This window comes from Methanomicrobiales archaeon (genome assembly GCA_030019205.1).
GTDB lineage: Archaea > Halobacteriota > Methanomicrobia > Methanomicrobiales > JACTUA01 > JASEFH01.
This window is the reverse complement of record JASEFH010000001.1, coordinates 70,337-90,682: the sequence shown is the minus strand read 5'-3', so window position 1 is coordinate 90,682 and position 20,346 is coordinate 70,337. Positions and strand designations below refer to the sequence as shown.

Sequence of the window (20,346 nt, the reverse complement as noted above, 5' to 3'; positions counted from 1 at the left end):
GCGGAGCTGATTTCTTGTTGGATAGAAGTGTATTGTCTAGGGCATTCTTTTCTCGGGAGCATGTTGCGCGCCACCAACTCGACTCTTTCAACCATTTTCTCCAGTACAATCTCCAGAAGGTCGTGAACGAACAACGTATCATCGAGACGGACATCGAGAGTCGCGGCAAGAGCAACGAACCGGTATGGGTCGAACTCGGCACGATCGAGGTGAGAAAGCCCGTGGTCCGTGAGGCGGACGGATCTCAGGCCGACCTCTTCCCGAGCGAAGCCCGGTTGCGGAACCTCACCTATGCAGCACCCATCCACCTGGACATGACTCTCGTCCAGGGGGGGGAGCGTCAGGAACCGGTGATCGCGACCATCGGACAGCTGCCCATCATGGTGGGATCGGCCGCCTGTAACCTCTACGGGCTCTCCGACGAGGAGCGGATATTGCGCGGGGAGGATCCTCTGGATCCCGGAGGCTACTTCATTATCAACGGGACCGAGCGCGTTCTGATGACCCTTGAGGATCTCGCCTCGAATAAGATCATGACAGAGTACACCGAGCGCTACAACGAGCGCATCTACGTGGCGAAGGTCTTCTCCCAATTCCGGGGCTACCGTGCCCTCGTCGTGGTCGAGAGGAACCGGAAGAACCTCCTCGAGGTTTCGTTCCCATCGGTCGCCGGCCACCTCCGCTTCGTTGACCTGATGCGGGCGCTCGGCATGGTGAGCGATCACGATATCGTGAGCGCGGTATCCACCGATGAGGATATCCTCACGTTCATGATGCAGAACCTCGAGGAGAGTGAGTGCGACAGTGTCGATTGCGGGATCATGTATGTGGGCAAGAAGCTCGCGCCGAACCAGACTCGGGACTACCAGCGGAAGCGGGCCGAGTTCGTTCTGGACAACTACCTGCTGCCCCACCTGAACTACCTAATCCCCCCCGGCATGAAAGAGGGCGACGAGGGCTACCGGCAGACGATCGAAGGGGTTCGTCTGGCGAAGGCGCATTTCCTCGGACGGATGGCGGAAGCTTGCTTCGATCTCGTCCTCGAGAAGAGGCATATCGACGACAAAGACCATTATGCCAACAAGCGTCTGAAGCTTGCCGGCGACCTGATGGAGGATCTCTTCCGTATCTCCCTGAATCGGCTGACGCGGGATATCAAGTACCAGCTGGAGAGGGCAAGCATGCGGCACCGCGATCTCTCCATCGCCACGGCGGTTCGTGCGGACGTCCTGACGGAACGGCTTCTGCACCCGCTTGCCACCGGTAACTGGGTGGGCGGGCGCACCGGCGTCTCCCAGCTGCTGGACCGGATCGATCATATGAGCGTGCTATCCCATCTGCGGCGGGTGATATCCCCCCTCTCGCGCTCCCAGCCGCATTTCGAGGCGCGGGATCTCCATCCCACCCAGTGGGGGCGCATCTGCCCGAGCGAGACGCCAGAAGGGCCCAATTGCGGCCTTGTGAAGAACTTCGCGCAGATGGTCGAGATCAGCAAGGGCGTGGAAGACGAGGAGGAAGTGAAACGCATCCTCTATAGCCTGGGCGTCGAAGAGCTGCGGAGGGAGACTGCATGAAGAAGGCACGGGTATTCGTCGACGGCGCGCTCATCGGTCTTGTGGACGATCCGCGGCACCTGGTCAGCCAGATGCGGAAGATGCGCCGCCGCGGCGAGATCTCCGGCGACATCAACGTATCCTACAAGGAGTACAACAACGAGGTGGTGATTCTCACGGATCGCGGCAGAGCCCGCCGTCCGCTGATCATCGTGGAGAATGGAAAACCTCTCCTCACAAACGACGATATCCGGGAGATACGGGACGACGGGGCGGACTTCAGCGTCCTTGTGCGGCGCGGTCTCATCGAGTTCATCGATGCGGAGGAGGAGGAGGACCTCCTGATCGCAATCAATGAAGAGGATCTCACATCCGATCACACCCATCTGGAGATCGATCCCTCCCTGATCCTGGGCATCGCCGCCGCGCATGTCCCCTTCCCGGAGCACAACGCCAGCCCGCGCGTGACGATGGGGGCCGGGATGGTGAAACAGGCGCTGGGGTTCGGCGCGGCGAACATGAAGCTCCGCCCGGACACTCGGGGGCACCTGCTTCACTACGTGCAGAAGCCTCTCGTGCACACCCAGACCTCGGAGGTGATCGGATCCGACGACCGGCCGGCCGGTCAGAACTTCGTCGTGGCGATCCTGAGTTACGAGGGATACAACATCGAAGATGCGCTCATTTTCAACAAAGCGAGCATCGACCGAGGGATTGGACGCTCCCACTTCTTCCGCACCTATGAGGGGGAGGAGCGCCGATATCCTGGCGGACAGGTTGACAAGATCGAGGTGCCAGACGAGGAGGTCACTGGCGCCCATGGGGCCGAAGCGTACAAGCATCTGGACGCAGACGGCGTGATCAATCCGGAGACGGTCGTTTACGAGAAGGATGTCCTCATCGGCAAGACCTCACCGCCGCGATTCCTGGAGGAGCCGACGGGCGAACTGATCGCCGTGGAGAAGCGCCGCGATACGTCGGTCACCATGCGCAGCAACGAGCACGGCATCGTGGATACGGTGATCATCACCGAAGGAGAGAACAGTTCCCGTCTGGTCAAGGTGCGGACCCGCGACCTCCGTATCCCAGAAGTCGGGGACAAGTTCGCCTCCCGCCACGGACAGAAAGGTGTTATCGGCCTCATAGCGCCTCAGGAGGATATGCCCTTCACCGAACAGGGCGTCACGCCGGATCTGATCATCAATCCCCACGCCATCCCGAGCCGGATGACGATCGGCCACATGCTGGAGATGCTCGGGGGCAAGGTGGGAGCCCTGGAAGGGCGGCGGATCGACGGAACCGCCTTCACCGGTGCTTCCGAAGAGGAGCTGCGGGACTCCCTGAGGAGACTGGGATTCTCGCATACCGGTCGCGAGGTGATGTACGACGGCATAACGGGGCGTCAGTTCGAGGCCGATATCTACGTAGGGGTTATCTATTACCAGAAGCTCTACCACATGGTCTCGAGCAAGATGCATGCCCGCTCCCGTGGACCGGTGCAGGTGCTCACGCGCCAGCCCACGGAAGGGAGGGCCCGCGAGGGAGGCCTCCGGTTCGGCGAGATGGAGCGGGATGTCATGATCGGGCACGGGGCTGCGATGGCGCTCAAGGAGCGGCTCCTCGACGAGTCCGACAAGGTCGTCCAGTACGTCTGCGCTCGGTGCGGCATGATCGCCATGCTGGATCGCAAGCGCAACGTGACCCGCTGTCTCGCCTGTGGGGGAGAGACCGAGATCTATGCCGTGGAGATGAGCTACGCGTTCAAACTCCTCCTGGACGAGATGAAGAGCATGGGCATTGCCCCCAGGCTGAAACTGGAAGACATGGTGTAAGGGGGGAGAGAACATGCCAAGTCCAAAGAGAATAGGAAAGATAGAGTTCGGGCTGCTATCGCCCAAAGAGATACGCAGGATGAGCGTACGGAAGATCATCTGGGCTGACACCTACGACGAGGACGGATACCCCTACCCCCAGGGTCTCATGGATCTGAACCTCGGTGTCATCGATCCCGGTCTCCGCTGCAAGACATGCGATCAGAAGGCGGCCGAGTGCCCCGGACACTTCGGGCACATCGAGCTCGCGAAGCCGGTGATCCACGTGGGGTACACCCGTCTCATCCGCAAGCTGCTCCGCGTCACCTGCCGGGAGTGCAGCCGCCTCCTGATGGGCGCGGAGGAGATCGAGAAAGTCACCGGCTCGGAAGACGAGCTCGGCGAGGTCGTGACGGAGAAGGACATCAAGAAAGAGCAGATCTGTCCCCACTGCGGAGCCCAGCAGCTGAAGATCAACTTCGAGAAACCCACCACGTTCTCGGAGACCTGGGTCGAGGACGGACACAAAATGGAGCACAAGCTGACACCGGCGGACATCCGCGCCAGGCTCGAGCGGATACCGGACGAAGATCTCCGCCTCCTCGGCATCAACCCCGAAGTGGCCCGCCCGGAGTGGACGATCCTCACCGTGCTTCCCGTCCCCCCGGTGACGATGCGCCCTTCCATCATCCTGGAGAACGGGCAGCGGTCCGAGGACGATCTCACCCATAAACTGGTGGACATCATCCGGATCAATCAGCGGTTCAAGGAGAACCAGGACGCCGGAGCCCCCCAGCTGATCATCGAAGACCTCTGGGAACTGCTCCAGTACCATGTCACCACATACCTGGACAACGAGGTGGCCGGGTGCCCGCCTGCGCGGCACCGCAGCGGCAGGCCCTTGAAGACCCTCTCGCAGAGGCTGAAAGGCAAAGACGGTCGTTTCCGGGGATCGCTCTCGGGCAAACGCGTCAATTTCTCCGCCAGAACGGTCATCTCACCGGATCCCAACATCAGCGTCGGCGATGTCGGGGTCCCCCTGGCCATCGCCAACGAGATGACGGTGCCCGTGCGGGTCACCCAGTTCAACATCGAAGAGGTGCGCCAGTTCGTCCTGAACAGCCCGAACCGCACGTCCGTGAACGGCCCCTGCGGCGCCAACTACGCTATACGTCCAGATAACCGCCGTGTACGGCTTTCGGAGACCAATCTGGAGACAGTGGCCAGCATGCTCGAACCGGGCTGGACCGTGGAGCGTCAGCTCCGGAACGGGGATATCGTCCTCTTCAACCGCCAGCCCTCGCTGCACCGGATGAGCATCATGGCCCATCGGGTGCGGATCATGGATGGAAAGACCTTCCGACTCAATCCCGCCGTCTGCCCGCCCTACAACGCCGACTTCGATGGTGACGAGATGAACCTGCACGTACCCCAGACCGAGGAGGCGCAGGCGGAAGCCCAGATCCTTCTGGCAGTCCAGGAGAACATCCTATCGCCCCGCTTCGGCGGACCGATCATCGGCGGCATCCACGATCACGTATCCGGCATCTTCATGCTGACGAACGGCACCCGCTGGTTCAGCAAGAGCGATGCCCTCTTCATCGTGCGGCAGAACGCCCTGGACAGCCTGCCGACCCCGGGGAAGGTGGTGGATGGCATACCCTACTGGTCGAACAAGCAGATCTTCTCCATGATTCTCCCGAAGGAGCTGAACATGGTCTTCCGCGCCAGTTCCTGCCAGAATTGCGATGAATGCAAGAGAGAGGGATGCGAACGGGACGCTTACGTCCGCATTGTGGACGGCGAACTGCTCTGCGGAACCATCGACAAAAAGGCGGTAGGCGCCTTCGACGGCCAGATCGTTCACCGCATCATCCGCCAGTACGGCTCTCGAAGGGCGGCCGATTTCATCGACGATCTCACCAAGATGGCGATTCGGGGCATCATGCTGAGCGGGTTCTCCTTCGGGATCGACGACGAGGATCTTGATAAGACAGAGCACGGACAGATTCGTGAGGTGCTCGAGAATGCCGCAAACGATGTGGAGCGGAGGATAAGGATCTTCCGCGAGGGTCAGCTCGAGCCCATGCCGGGACGGACGCTCGAAGAGACGCTCGAGATGCAGATCATGCAGGTGCTCGGACGCGCCCGTGATCGGACGGGTGAGATCGCCGGGCGGCACCTCGGGCTGAACAACAGCGCCGTGGTGATGGCCGTCTCCGGGGCCAGGGGCTCCATGCTCAACCTGACGCAGATGGCCGGCTGTATCGGGCAGCAGTCCGTGCGCGGAGAGAGGATCATGCGAGGCTACGAGGATCGAACTCTGCCGCACTTCCGTAAGGGCGATCTCGGAGCAGATGCGCACGGCTTCATCAAGAACAGTTACAAGAGCGGGCTATCCCCGACGGAGTTCTTCTTCCATGCGATCGGAGGGCGCGAGGGGCTGGTCGACACGGCCGTTCGCACATCGCAGAGCGGCTACCTGCAGCGGCGGATGATCAACGCGCTGCAGGATCTGAAGGTCGCCTACGATGGAACGGTCCGGACGACGGGGGGACGAATCATCCAGTTCCGGTACGGGGAGGACGGCACAGACCCCTCGAAGAGCAGCTACGGGAACCCGGTGGACGTGAAAGGCATCGTTGAGAGTGTCCTGAAGGAGGAGTGCTGATGCTGGAGCCTGAAATGGAGGCGAGAATCGCCGAGGCTACGCTGCCGGAGAAGACAAAAGAGCAGCTCCGCCTCCACCTATCCGAGAATCACGTCACGGAGGAGCAGTTCAACCGTATCCTCTCGCTGGTGCTGCAGGAGTACCAGAACACCCGCGTGGAGGCTGCCGAGGCGGTGGGCATCGTGGCCGCCCAGTCCATCGGGGAGCCCGGGACGCAGATGACGATGCGGACGTTCCACTATGCGGGCGTGGCTGAGATCAACGTCACCCTAGGTCTGCCGCGGCTGATCGAGATCATGGATGCCAGAAAAGAGCCCAGCACTCCCACGATGACGATCTTCTTAAACCCCCTGTTCGCCGGGGATCGCGACAAGGCGCGGGAGATAAGCTGGCAGATCGAGGCCGCTCCGCTCCATGAGTTCGGCGATATCACAATCGACATGGAGAACATGGTGGTCGGAGTGCAGCTGAACACGGCGGTCTGCGAGAAACGGAAGATCGCTCCCGCGACCATCATGGAGATTGCGCCCCGCAAGATACGCGAGCGCCGGCACTTCCGCGACTTCGAGTCCACTGTGGACGAGGCACGGGCATCGCTCACCTTCATCCCCAAGAACCGGGAGAGCTACCAGAATCTCTTCCAGCTCGCAGAGCACGTCCGAAACGTCATCGTGCAGGGGCTCGATGATATCGAGCGCGTGGTCGTGCGGAAGGAAGGCGAAGAGTATATCCTTTATACTGAAGGTTCCAACCTTAAAGATGTGTTCGCCGTCGACGGTGTGGATACCACGCGCACGAAGACGAACAACATCAGCGAGATCGCAGAGGTTCTCGGGATCGAGGCAGCCCGAAACGCGATCATCTTCGAGGCCCTGAGCACGCTCGGTGAACAGGGTATCCTTGTGGATGTCCGCCACATCATGCTGGTTGCAGACATGATGTGCATGGAGGGCGAGGTGAAGCAGATCGGGCGGCACGGGATAGCCGGCGAGAAGGAGAGCGTGCTCTCACGGGCTGCCTTCGAGGTGACCGTGAATCATCTCCTCGATGCCGCGATCGCAAACGAGGTGGACGAGTTAAACGGGGTGACCGAAAACATCATCGTCGGGCAGCCCATCCAGCTCGGGACGGGCGATGTCAAACTGATTGCAAAACCCATGCTGTAGGTGAATTCTACATGGATTTCAACACATCATTGCGAAGGGCAATGAAGACGGGAAATGTTGTCCTCGGAACCAACGAGACCCTGGAGTGCATCCAGGAGGGCAGAGCAAGGCTCGTCGTGATCGCACGAAACGCTCCAGCAGGCATCAGATCAGCGATGCAGGGGCAGGAGAATGTCCGCGCGTACATCTACGACGGCTCCAGTGTCGAGCTCGGTATGGCCAGCGGCAAACCGTTCATGGTGAGTGCGCTTGCGGTGGTCGATCCGGGGGAGTCCGATATTCTGGAGATCCAGTAAGGCTGAACGAGGATAGATATGGGAGAGATTAAGCTCGATGAGGATTCCATGCACCTCATCTCGCAGTTCGAGAGCCTTACGGGAGCCGGGAGCCGCGATTGCATCGTCGACGACCGGAACGGACGGATCATCTTTGTGGTGAATCCCGGAGAGATGGGACGGGCTATCGGCAAGAAAGGCGCAAGTATCAAGAATGCCTCCGAAGTGATGGGGAAGAAGATCGAGGTCGTTGAGTACTCTCCGGATCCCGAGCGGTTCATCCGCAACTGTTTCCTGCCGGCGAAGTTGACTTCGGTCGAATTCCAGGAAGTCGACAGCATGAGAATTGCGCAGGTTAGCGTTCCTGACGAGGAACGCGGCATCGCCATCGGCAAAGAGGGCAAGAATATCTTCAAAGCCAAGCGGCTGGCGCAGCGGCAGCACGATATTGCCGACGTGCGGCTGCTCTAACCCTTTTTGCTAGAATTGAGTTCTTTTACCGCTCTTTCGTACATTCGTGCGCGGAAGGCGCATCGCTTGCTGAACGGCGCATGTCCGGGACGGCGGGAGCGGAAGCCTCCCGAGGGGATCTTCCCGCATTCCATGAACGGAAAAATCCGCCGCCTTCCGCGCCGCTCCTCCACCGCGCCCGGGGGGAGAGGCCTGTCCCGCGATACTTTCTCGTGAGAGACGGTAACCAGATCGGGAGCGGAGAAGTGGAAAGGAATACCCTCCATCGCATCGATCGGCCTCACCGTCAATTTATATATTCCACCGCACAGAGTGCAACCCATGGGTCTGTTGGGCAGGTCCCGCAACCGTGAGGTGAGTGCGGGAGATTTTCTGGAACTTGCGAAGAATCGCTACAGCGTGCGAACGTTCGAGAAGCGGAAGGTCGAGGAGGAGAAGCTGAATGCCGTGCTGGAAGCCGCCCGGCTTGCGCCAACAGCAGCGAATCGTCAACCGTTCCAGCTCATCGTCATTCATACGGATGGAAAAGAGGCGGACCTCCGGCGCATATACGACAGGGACTTCTTCTGGAGCGCGCCGCTACTGATCTGCGCGTGCGCCCTTCCATCCCAGGCCTGGACGCGCGCCGACGGCAGGAACTACGGCAGCGTGGATGTAGCCATTGCCGTGGACCACCTGACCCTCGCTGCGGCGAGCATGGGCCTTGGCACACACTGGGTGGCGGCATTCGATGTCGGTGCGGCACGGGAGGTGCTGGGCATCCCGCCCGACGTGGAGCCCGTTGCCTTCACCCCGCTCGGTTACCCGGCGGATCGATCCGCTGCCAAGAAGAGAAAGCCGATCGCAGAACTGGTGCGGTATGATCACTGGTGATCGTGCGAGGGATCGGACCGCCGTGCACAGATCCCGCCGCCGAATCGGGATGAATCCTCCCCCGCGCGATGCGGGAGACCCTGCTTCAGCCTGGCTGCCGCCGGAGAGACGGTGAGGAGACCCCTCATGAGGGAGCGAGATCGTGACGAGGGGCGTATACTGCAGGCTATCGAGGCATTCAACGCCATGCGGGCACCGGAGGCGAGAGCCCGCCTTGCGAGGCGATCGGGAGAGCGGGTCTGGATCGAGTTCACGGGCTGCTTCTGCGGAACGTGCGGGTTCTACGATTACTTCGAGGATCTGCGAATCGAGCTCGAGGAATGCGGCCTGATGGCGGCTCTTTCCGCAGTCACGGATACGGAGGACGGAGCGGTGGTCGAGTTCAGCCTTGTTCCCTAGAACTCTATCCGCACAAGGGGCAGCCCGTAGCACGGCAGTTCCACCCGCCGGTCCCGATGTCGCCGCATGCAGCGATTTACGGCGAGACAGGAGGTGGAACTCACCTCTCCGAACCCCCCGCATCATTCGTACGCCGCTCCCCGATCCAGTTCATCTCTCTTGCCACGTGCAGTACCGCACCCGGTGGGGACGGGAAAGTGAGTGCATCCTCCTTCCCCCTTTCCGATGCGATAGAACCGGATACCATCCGATCCCGGCCAGCGGAGCTCACGAAGGGGCGTTCGCGGCCGGCTCGCACGGGGGATAATGGCAACACCATGGAGAAGCGAGGGGGTGATTCGAAGGGGGAACCGGATGGCACCCGCACTCTCTTCCGCATCTGCATTCTGCGAAGGGACAGGAGTCTGGACCATGAATGCGGGAAGGCCGGGCTCAAGAGAAGAGCTCCCCGGCGTATTTTCCGCCTGTCCCGCGGATGACCCGTCGATGATCCGGATTCCCCCCCTCCCCGAGGGGGAGGGGAATCGTGCGACAGGCCCGTACCGGAACTGTACATGCCGGGCAGGATGCTCTGTCGCACGAAGGGTCCGGAGGAGCGGGGGCCTTCCCCGGAGAACCCCCGAGAGCCGTACCCAGGCCCTTGATGAGGATTTCGACAGAGCCGAAGGCCGTTCCCGTCACGCCGGCAGAGAAGACCCGGCTTAACTCCTGAACTCTTCATCCCTCTCCGCTAAACTGTCTCCCCGGATCGCGGCCCATGGCAGCCCCGAGGGAGAGCCGGTGGTGGATGCTCCTCCCTATCTCTGACCGAACCCCTGTCACAGGAGAGCGCGACAGTTTCACATCGGGACGGGCGATGTCTTTTTTATAGAGGTCTTCCCAGATGTGGCTGCATGCAAGACGGCGTCGTGGTCGCCCATCTCGATGCGGCGGAGAAGGTATACCCCGTGCGGATCCTGAACAAGCAGGAGATCGCGGAATGGATCGCCTCCAGGCTTCAGAATGCGGAGAGACTGCACCGGGTCATCACCGCCCTGTACTCCTGGCTATCCATGACGGGTGCCCGGGGAGATATTCGGATCCCGAGGGATGTCGTGATCAAAGCAGTCGATGAAAGCGCGTAGGCATCCTTCCGACCCCGAAGCCCCCGCAGGGAAAAAAATAAAAAGTGTTATTTGGCCCCCATCGCATCTGCTTTATATTGGATGAGGAGCGGGTCATGTGAGCACGTATGCGCAGATCCACAGGCAGTCCCTGATGGAGCCGGAGCGTTTCTGGGGAGAGGCTGCAGGAGAGGTCTCCTGGTACCGCAGCTACGATCGCGTCCTGGACACATCCCGCCCGCCCTTCCACCGCTGGTTTACCGGCGGACTGCTCAACACCTGCTACAATGCTCTGGACGTCCACGTGGAGAACGGGCGGGGGAACCAGCCGGCGCTCATCTATGACAGTCCTGTCACCGGCACGGTCCGTCAGTATACCTACGCGGAACTCCTGGACCAGGTGACCCGGTGCGCCGGTGGGCTGCTGCAGGAGGGCATCGGCAAGGGCGATCGGGTCGTCATCTACATGCCGATGGTCCCGGAAGCTGTGGTCGCCATGCTCGCCTGTGCCCGTATCGGTGCCATCCATTCCGTTGTCTTCGGGGGTTTTGCCGCGAAAGAACTGGCGACCCGGATCTCGGATGCCCGACCGAAGCTGATCCTGTCCGCCTCCTGCGGAATCGAGGTTACCCGCCGTATCCCCTACAAACCCCTGCTCGATCAGGCAATAACGCTGGCTGCCGCGAAACCCGAACGCTGCGTCATTCTGCAGCGCCCCGAGTGTCCGGCATCCCTGATCGACGGGCGCGACAGGGAGTGGGACGAGTTCGTGGACGCAGAACCGGCTGCATGCGTTCCGGTATCCGCAACGGATCCCCTCTATATCCTCTACACCTCCGGCACGACGGGCATCCCGAAGGGTGTGGTTCGGGACAACGGAGGCCACCTCGTCGCCCTCAAGTGGAGCATGAAGAATATCTACGGTGTCAATCCCGGGGAGGTCTACTGGGCCGCCTCCGACATCGGCTGGGTCGTGGGGCACTCCTATATCGTCTACGGGCCGCTCTCGTATGGCTGCACCACCATTCTGTACGAGGGTAAATCCGTGGGAACCCCTGATCCCGGCGCTTTCTGGAGGGTGATCTCACAGCACGGCGTTTCCGTGCTGTTCACCGCCCCGACCGCTTTTCGAGCGATACGCCGCGAGGATCCAGCGGGAGATCACATGCGCAAGTACGATCTATCCCCGCTCCGTACCTTGTTCCTGGCCGGTGAACGGTGCGATCCCGATACACTCCGCTGGGCAGAAGAACGCCTTTCCGTTCCCGTAATCGACCACTGGTGGCAGACCGAGACAGGCTGGGCAATCGGGGCGAATCCGGTGGGCTTGGAACAGCTTCCAGTAAAACCGGGCTCCTGCACCAGGGCCATGCCGGGATACGATGTCCATGTTCTGGACGATCAGGGCAACGACCTGGATGGGGGCGCCACGGGTAACGTGGTCATCCGTCTGCCGCTGCCCCCGGGTTGCCTGACGACGCTCTGGAACAATGACGCGGAATTCGTGAAGACTTACTGCTCGCGATACCCGGGTTATTACCTGACATCGGATGCAGGATACATCGATTCGGATGGGTATATATGGATCATGGGGCGGACAGACGACATCATCAACACAGCCGGCCACCGCCTCTCCACGGGCGCCATGGAGGAGGTGGTTGCATCGCACCCCGACATTGCCGAATGCGCCGTCACCGGTGTATTCGATCCGGTCAAGGGCGAGGTCCCGCTGGCTCTCGTTGTGCTCAAGGCGGATGTCCAGCGGAACCCCGAAATCATCACGCGAGAACTCATACAGCTCGTCCGCGAGAAGATTGGCCCTGTCGCCTCCCTGAAATCCGCCGCCGTCGTCAAACGTCTGCCCAAGACCCGGTCCGGCAAGATCCTGCGGGGAACCATCAAGAAGATCGCCGACGGTGCAGCGTACCAGACTCCGGCAACTATCGACGATCCCGCGATTCTGGACGAGATCAGAGATGTTCTCGCCGTGCTGGGTTACCCGCGCGACAGGCCGTGAACTCTCTCCTGCCGGTTTATCGGAAGCTTTAATGAGGATCCATACCCTGGATCGTGCAGTTTCCATGGCGCAGAAGGCACACGTGCGGAAGGAGGAGGCGGAGATCATCGGCGAGATGCTCGGCATCCCGTGGGATCGGGTGGATATCGAGCGGTTCCGGCGGGGCTTGGAGGTGGAGCTCGAGCAGCTCCCGCGGGATCCCTCGCGGGGCGTCACCCGCGACGACCTCCTGATGAGCGGCAGGGCAGCCTACGAGCACCTGCAGGAGTCGAGAGACTATTACGAACTGAAAGAGGGGGAAGGCTAGTTGGACGTCCAGCAAGGAATCGCAGTGCGGAATCATGGATGAAGCGGGGTATTGATGTCGAGCTGGATGCTGCCGCATCGACCGCGATCCTCGGATGGGGTTCCTTTCACCGCCGCCGTTGACCGGGCGGGATCCTCTTCTGTCGGGCGGTGCCCTCCCGTGATAGCCTGTCCGTGCATCCTTGGAACCGATAGAAAGCTACCGGGCACATGCCGACTCCGCCGGCGGAGTCGGCAATCCGCAACCCTTCGCGTATCTCAGGCGGGGATCGCGCAGTAGCCGCCGGATGGCCTTTCGATTCTGATGCGTGCAGCGGTAGCCCTCCTCGACAAACGAGCACCCCTCCGTGCCGATGTAGTCCGCGAGAGAGCGCCCGCCCAAGGCATTACAGTGAAACTGCCCGATGAACTCTTTTTTCGGGGCATCGTGCATCTCGGCATAGTGCAGGGTCTCTTTATACCCGAAGTATATCCCGGACTTCATGCCGTGGCCGAAGATCCAGAGCGACGAGACGTCGGGGTTCCGTATCACCCTGCTCCCATCCTCGGGCGTATAGCAGTCGTATACGTTGAAAGGAATACCGTGCTTCAGGAAGTGTTCGATGAGGATGTCCACGCCGCACGCGTACATCCTTTCGTCTGTCGTCTCGAGGAAGGGAATCCTCTTCTGGTGGCAGATCATGATACCGGCGTGCCTTCCATCCACGCGGGTTTTCGTGTACTGCCGTGCAAGACGTCTAGCTTTATTGTTATATCGGAAAACGTCAATGCTGCTCCAGCAGAGAAGGTTTACCAGTCCGCAATCCCAGATCATCCGGGGTATCTTGAAATAAATCCAGGTTAAGCCTAGAAAGAAGAATATAACCAGTTTAAATTCGAAATAACCCATCGGGATAAAAATGGGTGCATACCTGTCTTAATAATTGCGATACGGCGCAATACCGGTGTAACCCGAATATCTCGATATTCGTATTGTCCCGCAGGAAAAAGAACTTTGTTGTAAATGCAATGCGCAAATTCTCAAACGGCCGTTAACACAATTTTTGTTACAAAAACGTCCGGCAATTCCGATGTGCTGCAGCCTTCCACGGCTCACCTGATGGAACATTGCAGTGCCATTCTCTTCGGTTCCACTGTGCCCGGGGTCCCGTCGCGCCAAACGTGAGCCGACAGCCCGTACAGACGTAGCGTCTTTGCGCGCTAGATGGGCGCCTCCATCGATAGCTGCCCCCATCCTCTCCTGAACAATGTCCCGAGCGATCCCCAGAAGATTCCTCCCTCCCGATTCGGCTCTTCCTGCTCTGGCGGATGTAGGAAGCTGGAGAGGGACTGGCATGCGCGATGCGCGATCAGGAATTCATGGTGCCGCCTGCGATCCGTCGAGGGGTCCTCGCACCCGTTCCCATGCCGAAAGGAGGCCAAAGCAGCCGGTGAGCATCATGTTGCCGTGCGGAGCCGCCTGGTATGCATCGGGCAGCAGCCGCTTCCGGTTCGGGCCGGTAACCGCGATGAAATCGGATTCGAGCGGCTTTCTTATCGCCACGCCATGCCCGCCTTCGCCGAAGATCTCCTCGTTCCCCAGCGAGCCCTCCTGCAGTTTTCGGATGAACCGGATCAGGCTGGAACGGTCCAGAGCGGCCGTATGGTGCTCGAAGAGCCCGTGCACCTCCTCCCCCTTCAGGGTGAAACAGAGTGTATGGCCGTTGCCAGCATTCACGAGAGTCAGACCCCCGTTTGCACGGTCCCCGATAACGGGATCGGACAGGGCGCCGATCAGGGCGGCCGGGCCGGTATCGATCACCAGGGCGCCGGCCGCCTGTTCCCGCACCGACTGCATCCGCGTCATCTCCGGCAGGGGGGGATCGTGGACGAGAGAGAACAGGTTCCAGTCTCCCGCTTCCAGAGATCGCAGAAACATCTCGAATCGGAAGATGCGGTTGCTGCGATCCGGGCTGTACCCGTGATCCTGGACGGCAAACGCAAGGTGCTCCGGATATCGCATCCCGAACGCTTCGAACGTCGCCCGCAGTTCTGGCTCCATGTAATCCGTCATGTGGATGACGGCGGCGGAATCGGGAGGGTGATCCACCACCTGGATGCCCATCTCCCGAACCCTCGCGGGGTTGTCGTGGATGGTCCTCGCCGCCGCCTCCGTGGCATACACCTTCAGCCCCGCACGCAGGTGCCGTGCGATCGCCGCTACGTTGGAACCACCGCCCATACAGTGCCCACGGAGGAAGATGTCCTCTCTCCTCGCCGTCGCCGCCTGAATCCGCGTTGCCACGATAACCGTCGGCGAGGGCAGCACCAGCTGGCAGGAGCTCTCAAGCGGTCTTTCGGGCTCGTGTACGAGAATGTCCTGGGTACCTCTCCCCACGTCGACTGCCAGGAGGGTCAAACCCGAATCCTCCTGTCCACAGTGCGCCAGGTCGCATCGACCCCCTTCTCAGACCTGCGCTCGTGAAACCGCTTCAAACAGACGGTGAGATCCCGCGTGAACGCAAAGTAGCCGATCTGTGTGTTGCGGCAGAGGTTCATCGCCATGTCCATCAATCCGCGCGGGTCCGGCCGCGCCTCGCCGAGCCAGATGTGGAAGATATTGCCGCCGTCGATGATGGGGAAGAATACGTGCTCGATCTCGATCCGTTTCGTCAGCGGGATCGGGGCATTCGGCGCTACGTGCGTGCCGTTTGTGTAGTAGATGGGAAGATCCCGGGTGGTGCCGAGCCTCTTCAACGCGGTCTCGATGTCCCCCTTGATCACGCGGACGGCATGCTCCCGATAGGTCTTGTCAAGAAGGTCGGCGACGGCGAACCGCTGACCGGTCGTCTCCGCCGGTGTGCGCGCGAGCGCGATCTCCATGCCGTGCCGCTTTGAGAGCTCCCGGGCGTACAGTTCCATCTCGGTCATCGCCCGAACCGCGAGAGAGAACGCCGCCCTGGATTCGTGCAGCTGCTCTCCCAGATGGTGTTGAACCATCTCGTTCACGCCCACCACCCCGATGGTATAGACGAGCCCCTCAAGATCGACGGCAATCGCTCCCCGTTCACCCGTGTTGGGATCCTTTGGGCGCTGCATGGCAAAGGGCATTCGCCCCTTGGCGGCGATGAGCGCGAGCCACCGCCGCTTGATCTTGAACACCTCGACGGCGATGTCCATCAGCGAACGGAGTTCTGCGAACAGGCGCTCATCGTCGCCCCCGGCTTTGTACGCCGCCCGTGGGCAGTTGATGGAGACCACCTGCCAGGAGCCCATGGAGAAGTGCTTTCCCTCCAGGAACTCCAGCTTCTCGATGAACTCGTCATCCTCGTTTGCGAGGGACGAGAACTGATACGCGCAGCACTGATAGCACGATATTCCCTGGCCGGCGCCGCGATACGCGGGAATCTGATTGTCATAGTAGGGTGTGCCGAACTTGGATGCGAGTTCGAACGTCATGAGATAGAGATCGCGGTACGTGGGGAGATCCGGATGGGCACGGTTGAACTCCTCGTCCTCGCGAGTGAAGTCCGGCTCGATGCTGATCTCGGGTTTCGGGAAACTGAAGGGCTTTCCCCAGTAATCCCCCTCCAGCATCACCTCCATCAACGCCTTGAAGAGGAGACGGACCTCGCGCTCGAACTCCCCGTAGGTTCTTCGGGGCGCCGAAGTGCCGTTCCAGACCTTCCCTTTGTATACGCAGGGGCGGTCTCTCCAGAGCCTGGGCACGCCGGGGGTCAGCTGAACCGAGGAGAATACGAGCTGCCCGCCGCGGGCGACCATCATCTGGGTCATCTCGTATACGAACATCTGCATTAACTGCCGTATCTCGTCGTATGCCATGCCCTCGAAGTACGGTGCGAGGAAGGTCAAGAAGTTATAATAGCCCTGCCCGCCGGCGAAATTGGTCTGAGCGCTTCCGAGCGCTTTTACCGCATGGAGTACTGCAACCTCCGCCCGTTTGGCCGGTCCGGCGACCGAGGCTTTTGTGCCGTTCCCATCCGGCATCAGACCGTAATAGAAGAAGTAGCGGAGATCCCAGTCTTGGCAGAAGGGGCGGGTGCCGAAATACTCGAGATCGTGGATGTGCAGGTTTCCGGCGAGATGGTGGTCGGCAAGATCGGGGGGGAGCTGCAGGAGGTACTGCTCTTTGCTGATCTTGTCCGCTTTCTTCTTGTGGGACGTCTCGGCGTTCTCCTGGAGGTTGGCGTTGTCTTTGGCCTCGAACCCCCTGCCCACATCGATGAGGTGGGCATCGTAGACCGGGGTGCCCACCCGCGTGGATACATTCCTGTACTGCGGATACCCGGCTTCAAGAAGGGTCGTGTTCACGATCTCACGGATGAGCGCCCCGCTCAGCGACTTGAGGCCCATCCTCAGGATCTGCTGCTCCACCCTCCTCGCGATCTCATGCGCCACCTCCTCGCTTGCCGCCGTATGCCCGTAGAAGATCTCCACGAGTTTGGTCTCCTCGAGAAGTTGCTGAACGATCTTCTCCCGGTCCCATTCCAGGATGTGCCCGTCGGAGGTCCGCACTTTGGGAAGAGGCGGGGCAAAATCTCCATCGAGCGTGGTCTGCCGGGTGGACATTGGCTGCGGAAGCGGCGCGTACTGCTTTGTCTGCCGTGCCACCCTTACTCACCTGATACCAGCTCTTGTATCCGCTCCTCCCTGACCCGACCCGAACTGAAGAGTTCTCCGGAGGTGAGGAACCTCTCCCCCCGGCGAAGGACCGGCGCCTCACGCGCGAATACCCCGTGGAGACGGAGCTCTGCGAGGGGTTCCCGGCTGGACATGTCCTTCTCGATGAAGGGTATGCCCCTGCTCTTCAGGTAGTCCTTCAACGTCTCGCAGTTGGGGCAGAACTCTAAAGAATATACTGTCAACTGCGGCGCAGAGGATGTGGAGACGGGAATCGCGTGGTGCAGCATAGCGTTCGTGCCCTTCGCCTCTTTCGTCTTCTCGCCCATAACCTTCGACACCTCTCCAGATTCTCTTTTTCTCTTTAAAGTGCTTACAGCTCTATTAGATCTACCATAATGTTAAGTTAAGGATCTGATTCCAGCTTTGTTCTGCGGGCGGCCACGATCTCTTTTTCTCCCAAGACACGATGCTGGGCCGGGTCGCCGCGGGGATCGACCGGGCATCTCCGTGGGAGGTACTGCCCCCCGAGATGCATCTGCGCCTTCTGCGGGGGCGGGAGTGCACCGCCGCTCGCACGCGGGGCAGGCAGACCGCCCGGAGGTTTGTTTGCCGTACTACCCCGTGCGGTGGCGGTGCCCGCCATGATCGTCCGTTCCCCATCGGGACGGGCGGGACCTTCGCGGGAATGCTCCTGAGAACGATTACTCTTATACCCGCGCATAAAGTATATTTCTATGATGGTACGCACGTTCGTCGCAGTCGAGATCTCGGAGGAGATCCGTAGCAGAGTGCAGGAAGCCCAGCGGCTGCTGCTGCAGAGTCAAGCCCGCCTGACGCTGGTCCGTCCGGAAGCCGTGCATATCACGCTGAAGTTCCTGGGAGAGATAGAGCACGGGGAGATTGAACCGGTCGTACAGGCGCTCTCTTCCATCCGCTTTCGGTCTTTCCAGATATCCGTCGATGGGGTTGCCGGTAATCCTCCGTCGAAGCCCCGCGTCGTCTGGGGAATTGTGCGGGACGGCGGCGAATGTGCGGCGCTGGCACGACAGGTGGAGGCTGTGCTGGAGCCACTGGGAATAGAGAAGGAAGGGCGTCCCTACCGCCCCCACGTCACCCTTGCGCGGATCCGCCAGTTCGATCCCACGCTTCTGCGGCAGGTGAAGATGCTCTCCACCATGGCGCTCGGGTGCGCGACTATCTCCGCCCTGAAGCTGAAGAAGAGCACATTGACCCCGGATGGTCCAATCTACGAGGATATTGCGGAGGTGCCCTTCTGAACCGCACTCCCCTGGAGATCGAGGTGCTCGATAGGATCCGCCCCACGGAGGAGGAGCGGGCCCTGGTTCTGTCCGTTGCAGAGCGGCTGGTACGAGCCATCCGGGCGAGCGGCGTCGCCAGACCGATGATCGTGGGATCGGTCGCACGGAATACATGGGTGAGGGGCGATCTCGATCTGGACATCTTCCTGCTCTTTCCAGCCTCGATCTCACGGCGCGAGCTGGAGGAGCAGGGGCTGTCGCTGGCACGGCGCCTTGCCCAGACGTACGGCGAACGGTGGCAGGAGAAGTACGCGGAGCATCCCTACATCAACACGCAGATCGGGGGCATTGACGTCGATCTCGTCCCCTGCTTCGAGGTGGAGTGCGCACGGGAGATCCAGAGCGCGGTCGACAGAACGCCGTTCCACACCCTATACCTCATGGAGCGGATCGGGGAGTGGGTGGACGATGTGCTGCTCTGTAAACAGTTCATGATGGCCGGGGGGATCTACGGATCGGACCAGATGACGGAGGGGTTCTCGGGATACCTCTGCGAACTTCTCATCCTCCACTACAGAGGGTTCCGAGGTCTGATCAGGGCTGCTGCAGCCTGGAAGAAGCGCACGTACATCGACATCGAAGGGCATGGAGCGAAGCAGTTCGACGAACCCCTGGTGGTCATCGATCCGATCGATCCCGCCCGCAACGTGGCGGCTGCGGTGTCGCTCACGCGGAAATTCGAGTTCGTGGAACTGGCCCGGGGATACCTGGAGCGCCCCTCGCCCTCCTTCTTCTTCCACACCCCGCAGCCGCCCATGCGGAAGGAGGATTTCATGCGTGTCCTCTCCGAACGAGGCACGGCGCTCTACGCAATCGTTCTGTCGACGCCCCCGTACATCCCCGACGTGGTGGTGCCGCAGCTGCGTAAAAGTCAGGATGCGGTCGTCGGTCTGCTAGAACGGCATGGTTTTTCCGTGAACCGTTCGGACTGCTCGATGAACGGCGGGAAGAGCATGCTCCTCTTCGAGCTGCTCGAAGACACGCTCCCGCCGGTGAAGCGGCACGTGGGACCGCCCCTCTGGTCGGCAGAGAATGCGGCTAAATTTGCCCGCAAGTACCAGCAGAACACCTACGCCGGTCCTTTCATACAGGACGGGATCTACATTGTCGAGATTCCGCGACGGTATCAGCGGGCCTTCGACCTCCTGTCCTCACAGGAACTGCTGGAGGTGGGTCACGGACGGCATATCAAGCAGGTGCTCAAAGAGGGATGGACGGTGCGTGCCGGCGCCGAATGCTGGGAGGAGGAGTTCGCCGAATTCATCGGCAGATTCCTCTGCAGGATCTCTCCTCTGACACGGATCCGGCGCCGGGAGGAACGCCAGGCGCCAGGCGCGTGAGGTTCGCGCTCCTCGATTTTCCCGGAGCCGCTTTGGAACTCTCCGGTGGAAGCCGCGATCTGCATTCTCTCCTACCTCTCGGAATACCCCCTCCCGCTCTCTGTTTCCGTCCCCTCGGTCGCGGGAGGCTTGAACCCGACCGCAACTTCAGGGGAAGGAGCACGGCCCGTCTTGTCAGGATTGCATTGGGATTTCGGATTCTCCTCAATACCCCTGCTTGTGGTCGGAGGGTTGCTCCCCGATCCAGGTGTGCGGCTCCCCTATGCGCGGGCATCTCGCGTGGGGGCGGGGCTCTGTTGGAGAAGAGGGTGCACCCCCGCACCATACCTGCGATAACCTCGATATTACCGGCTGTCTTCGCGATGCCAGGGATGGCTGTTTCCCTCCAGGTCCGGCTGCCCGGGGAACTCCACGCATGC

17 protein-coding genes are annotated in these 20,346 nt (G+C 60.9%); 13 read left to right on the top strand and 4 right to left on the bottom strand.

Annotated features, from left to right (window positions below):
• Positions 1 to 14: 14 nt before the first annotated feature.
• From QMC96_00390 to QMC96_00340, 11 genes are all read left to right on the top strand, one after another.
• Positions 15 to 1,574 (top strand): DNA-directed RNA polymerase subunit B'', encoded by a 1,560-nt coding sequence (locus QMC96_00390; GenBank protein MDI6875217.1) that lies wholly within the window; start codon positions 15 to 17, stop codon positions 1,572 to 1,574.
• Positions 1,571 to 3,385 carry a DNA-directed RNA polymerase subunit B gene (gene rpoB / locus QMC96_00385; GenBank protein MDI6875216.1) on the top strand — a complete coding sequence of 605 codons (1,815 nt, stop codon included), beginning with the start codon at positions 1,571 to 1,573 and terminating at the stop codon, positions 3,383 to 3,385. Before QMC96_00390 ends, rpoB begins: the two co-directional genes overlap by 4 nt.
• A 13-nt stretch (positions 3,386 to 3,398) precedes the next feature.
• On the top strand, positions 3,399 to 6,035 hold the full coding sequence (locus QMC96_00380) for a DNA-directed RNA polymerase subunit A' (GenBank protein ID MDI6875215.1): 2,637 nt from the start codon (positions 3,399 to 3,401) through the stop codon (positions 6,033 to 6,035).
• Entirely contained in the window at positions 6,035 to 7,201 is a 1,167-nt protein-coding gene (gene rpoA2, locus QMC96_00375) for a DNA-directed RNA polymerase subunit A'' (GenBank protein ID MDI6875214.1), read from the top strand. Before QMC96_00380 ends, rpoA2 begins: the two co-directional genes overlap by 1 nt.
• A gap of 11 nt (positions 7,202 to 7,212) precedes the next feature.
• Positions 7,213 to 7,497 carry a 50S ribosomal protein L30e gene (locus tag QMC96_00370; protein MDI6875213.1) on the top strand — a complete coding sequence of 95 codons (285 nt, stop codon included), beginning with the start codon at positions 7,213 to 7,215 and terminating at the stop codon, positions 7,495 to 7,497.
• Between the two features lie 18 nt (positions 7,498 to 7,515).
• On the top strand, positions 7,516 to 7,947 hold the full coding sequence (locus QMC96_00365) for a NusA-like transcription termination signal-binding factor (GenBank protein MDI6875212.1): 432 nt from the start codon (positions 7,516 to 7,518) through the stop codon (positions 7,945 to 7,947).
• Between the two features lie 321 nt (positions 7,948 to 8,268).
• Complete coding sequence (locus QMC96_00360) at positions 8,269 to 8,820, top strand: nitroreductase family protein (protein MDI6875211.1); 552 nt, start codon at positions 8,269 to 8,271, stop codon at positions 8,818 to 8,820.
• 126 nt (positions 8,821 to 8,946) lie between these two features.
• Complete coding sequence (locus QMC96_00355; GenBank protein MDI6875210.1) at positions 8,947 to 9,219, top strand: hypothetical protein; 273 nt, start codon at positions 8,947 to 8,949, stop codon at positions 9,217 to 9,219.
• Between the two features lie 893 nt (positions 9,220 to 10,112).
• Positions 10,113 to 10,343, top strand: coding sequence for a hypothetical protein (locus QMC96_00350; GenBank protein ID MDI6875209.1), 231 nt, complete (start codon positions 10,113 to 10,115; stop codon positions 10,341 to 10,343).
• 97 nt (positions 10,344 to 10,440) lie between these two features.
• Positions 10,441 to 12,339: a propionyl-CoA synthetase gene (locus QMC96_00345; GenBank protein ID MDI6875208.1), complete on the top strand. Its 1,899-nt coding sequence runs from the start codon at positions 10,441 to 10,443 to the stop codon at positions 12,337 to 12,339.
• A gap of 64 nt (positions 12,340 to 12,403) precedes the next feature.
• Complete coding sequence (locus QMC96_00340) at positions 12,404 to 12,646, top strand: hypothetical protein (protein MDI6875207.1); 243 nt, start codon at positions 12,404 to 12,406, stop codon at positions 12,644 to 12,646.
• Between the two features lie 198 nt (positions 12,647 to 12,844).
• Here the strand turns inward: QMC96_00340 and QMC96_00335 are convergent, their stop codons facing one another.
• The 4 genes from QMC96_00335 to QMC96_00320 all read right to left on the bottom strand — a co-directional run bounded on the left by QMC96_00335 (position 12,845) and on the right by QMC96_00320 (position 17,594).
• The gene (locus tag QMC96_00335) at positions 12,845 to 13,351 is read right to left on the bottom strand and encodes a hypothetical protein (GenBank protein MDI6875206.1); all 507 of its coding nucleotides are present in this window, start codon (positions 13,349 to 13,351) and stop codon (positions 12,845 to 12,847) included.
• Between the two features lie 651 nt (positions 13,352 to 14,002).
• Positions 14,003 to 15,043: a DUF1786 domain-containing protein gene (locus QMC96_00330; GenBank protein ID MDI6875205.1), complete on the bottom strand. Its 1,041-nt coding sequence runs from the start codon at positions 15,041 to 15,043 to the stop codon at positions 14,003 to 14,005.
• Entirely contained in the window at positions 15,040 to 17,214 is a 2,175-nt protein-coding gene (nrdD, locus tag QMC96_00325; GenBank protein ID MDI6875204.1) for an anaerobic ribonucleoside-triphosphate reductase, read from the bottom strand. The genes QMC96_00330 and nrdD overlap by 4 nt, the downstream gene beginning before the upstream one ends.
• Before the next feature lie 44 nt (positions 17,215 to 17,258).
• On the bottom strand, positions 17,259 to 17,594 hold the full coding sequence (locus QMC96_00320) for a glutaredoxin family protein (protein ID MDI6875203.1): 336 nt from the start codon (positions 17,592 to 17,594) through the stop codon (positions 17,259 to 17,261).
• 411 nt (positions 17,595 to 18,005) lie between these two features.
• Between QMC96_00320 and thpR the strand changes: the two genes are divergently transcribed.
• Complete coding sequence (thpR, locus tag QMC96_00315) at positions 18,006 to 18,545, top strand: RNA 2',3'-cyclic phosphodiesterase (GenBank protein ID MDI6875202.1); 540 nt, start codon at positions 18,006 to 18,008, stop codon at positions 18,543 to 18,545.
• A 23-nt stretch (positions 18,546 to 18,568) separates the two neighbouring features.
• Complete coding sequence (cca, locus tag QMC96_00310; protein ID MDI6875201.1) at positions 18,569 to 19,927, top strand: CCA tRNA nucleotidyltransferase; 1,359 nt, start codon at positions 18,569 to 18,571, stop codon at positions 19,925 to 19,927.
• Positions 19,928 to 20,346 lie beyond the last annotated feature (419 nt).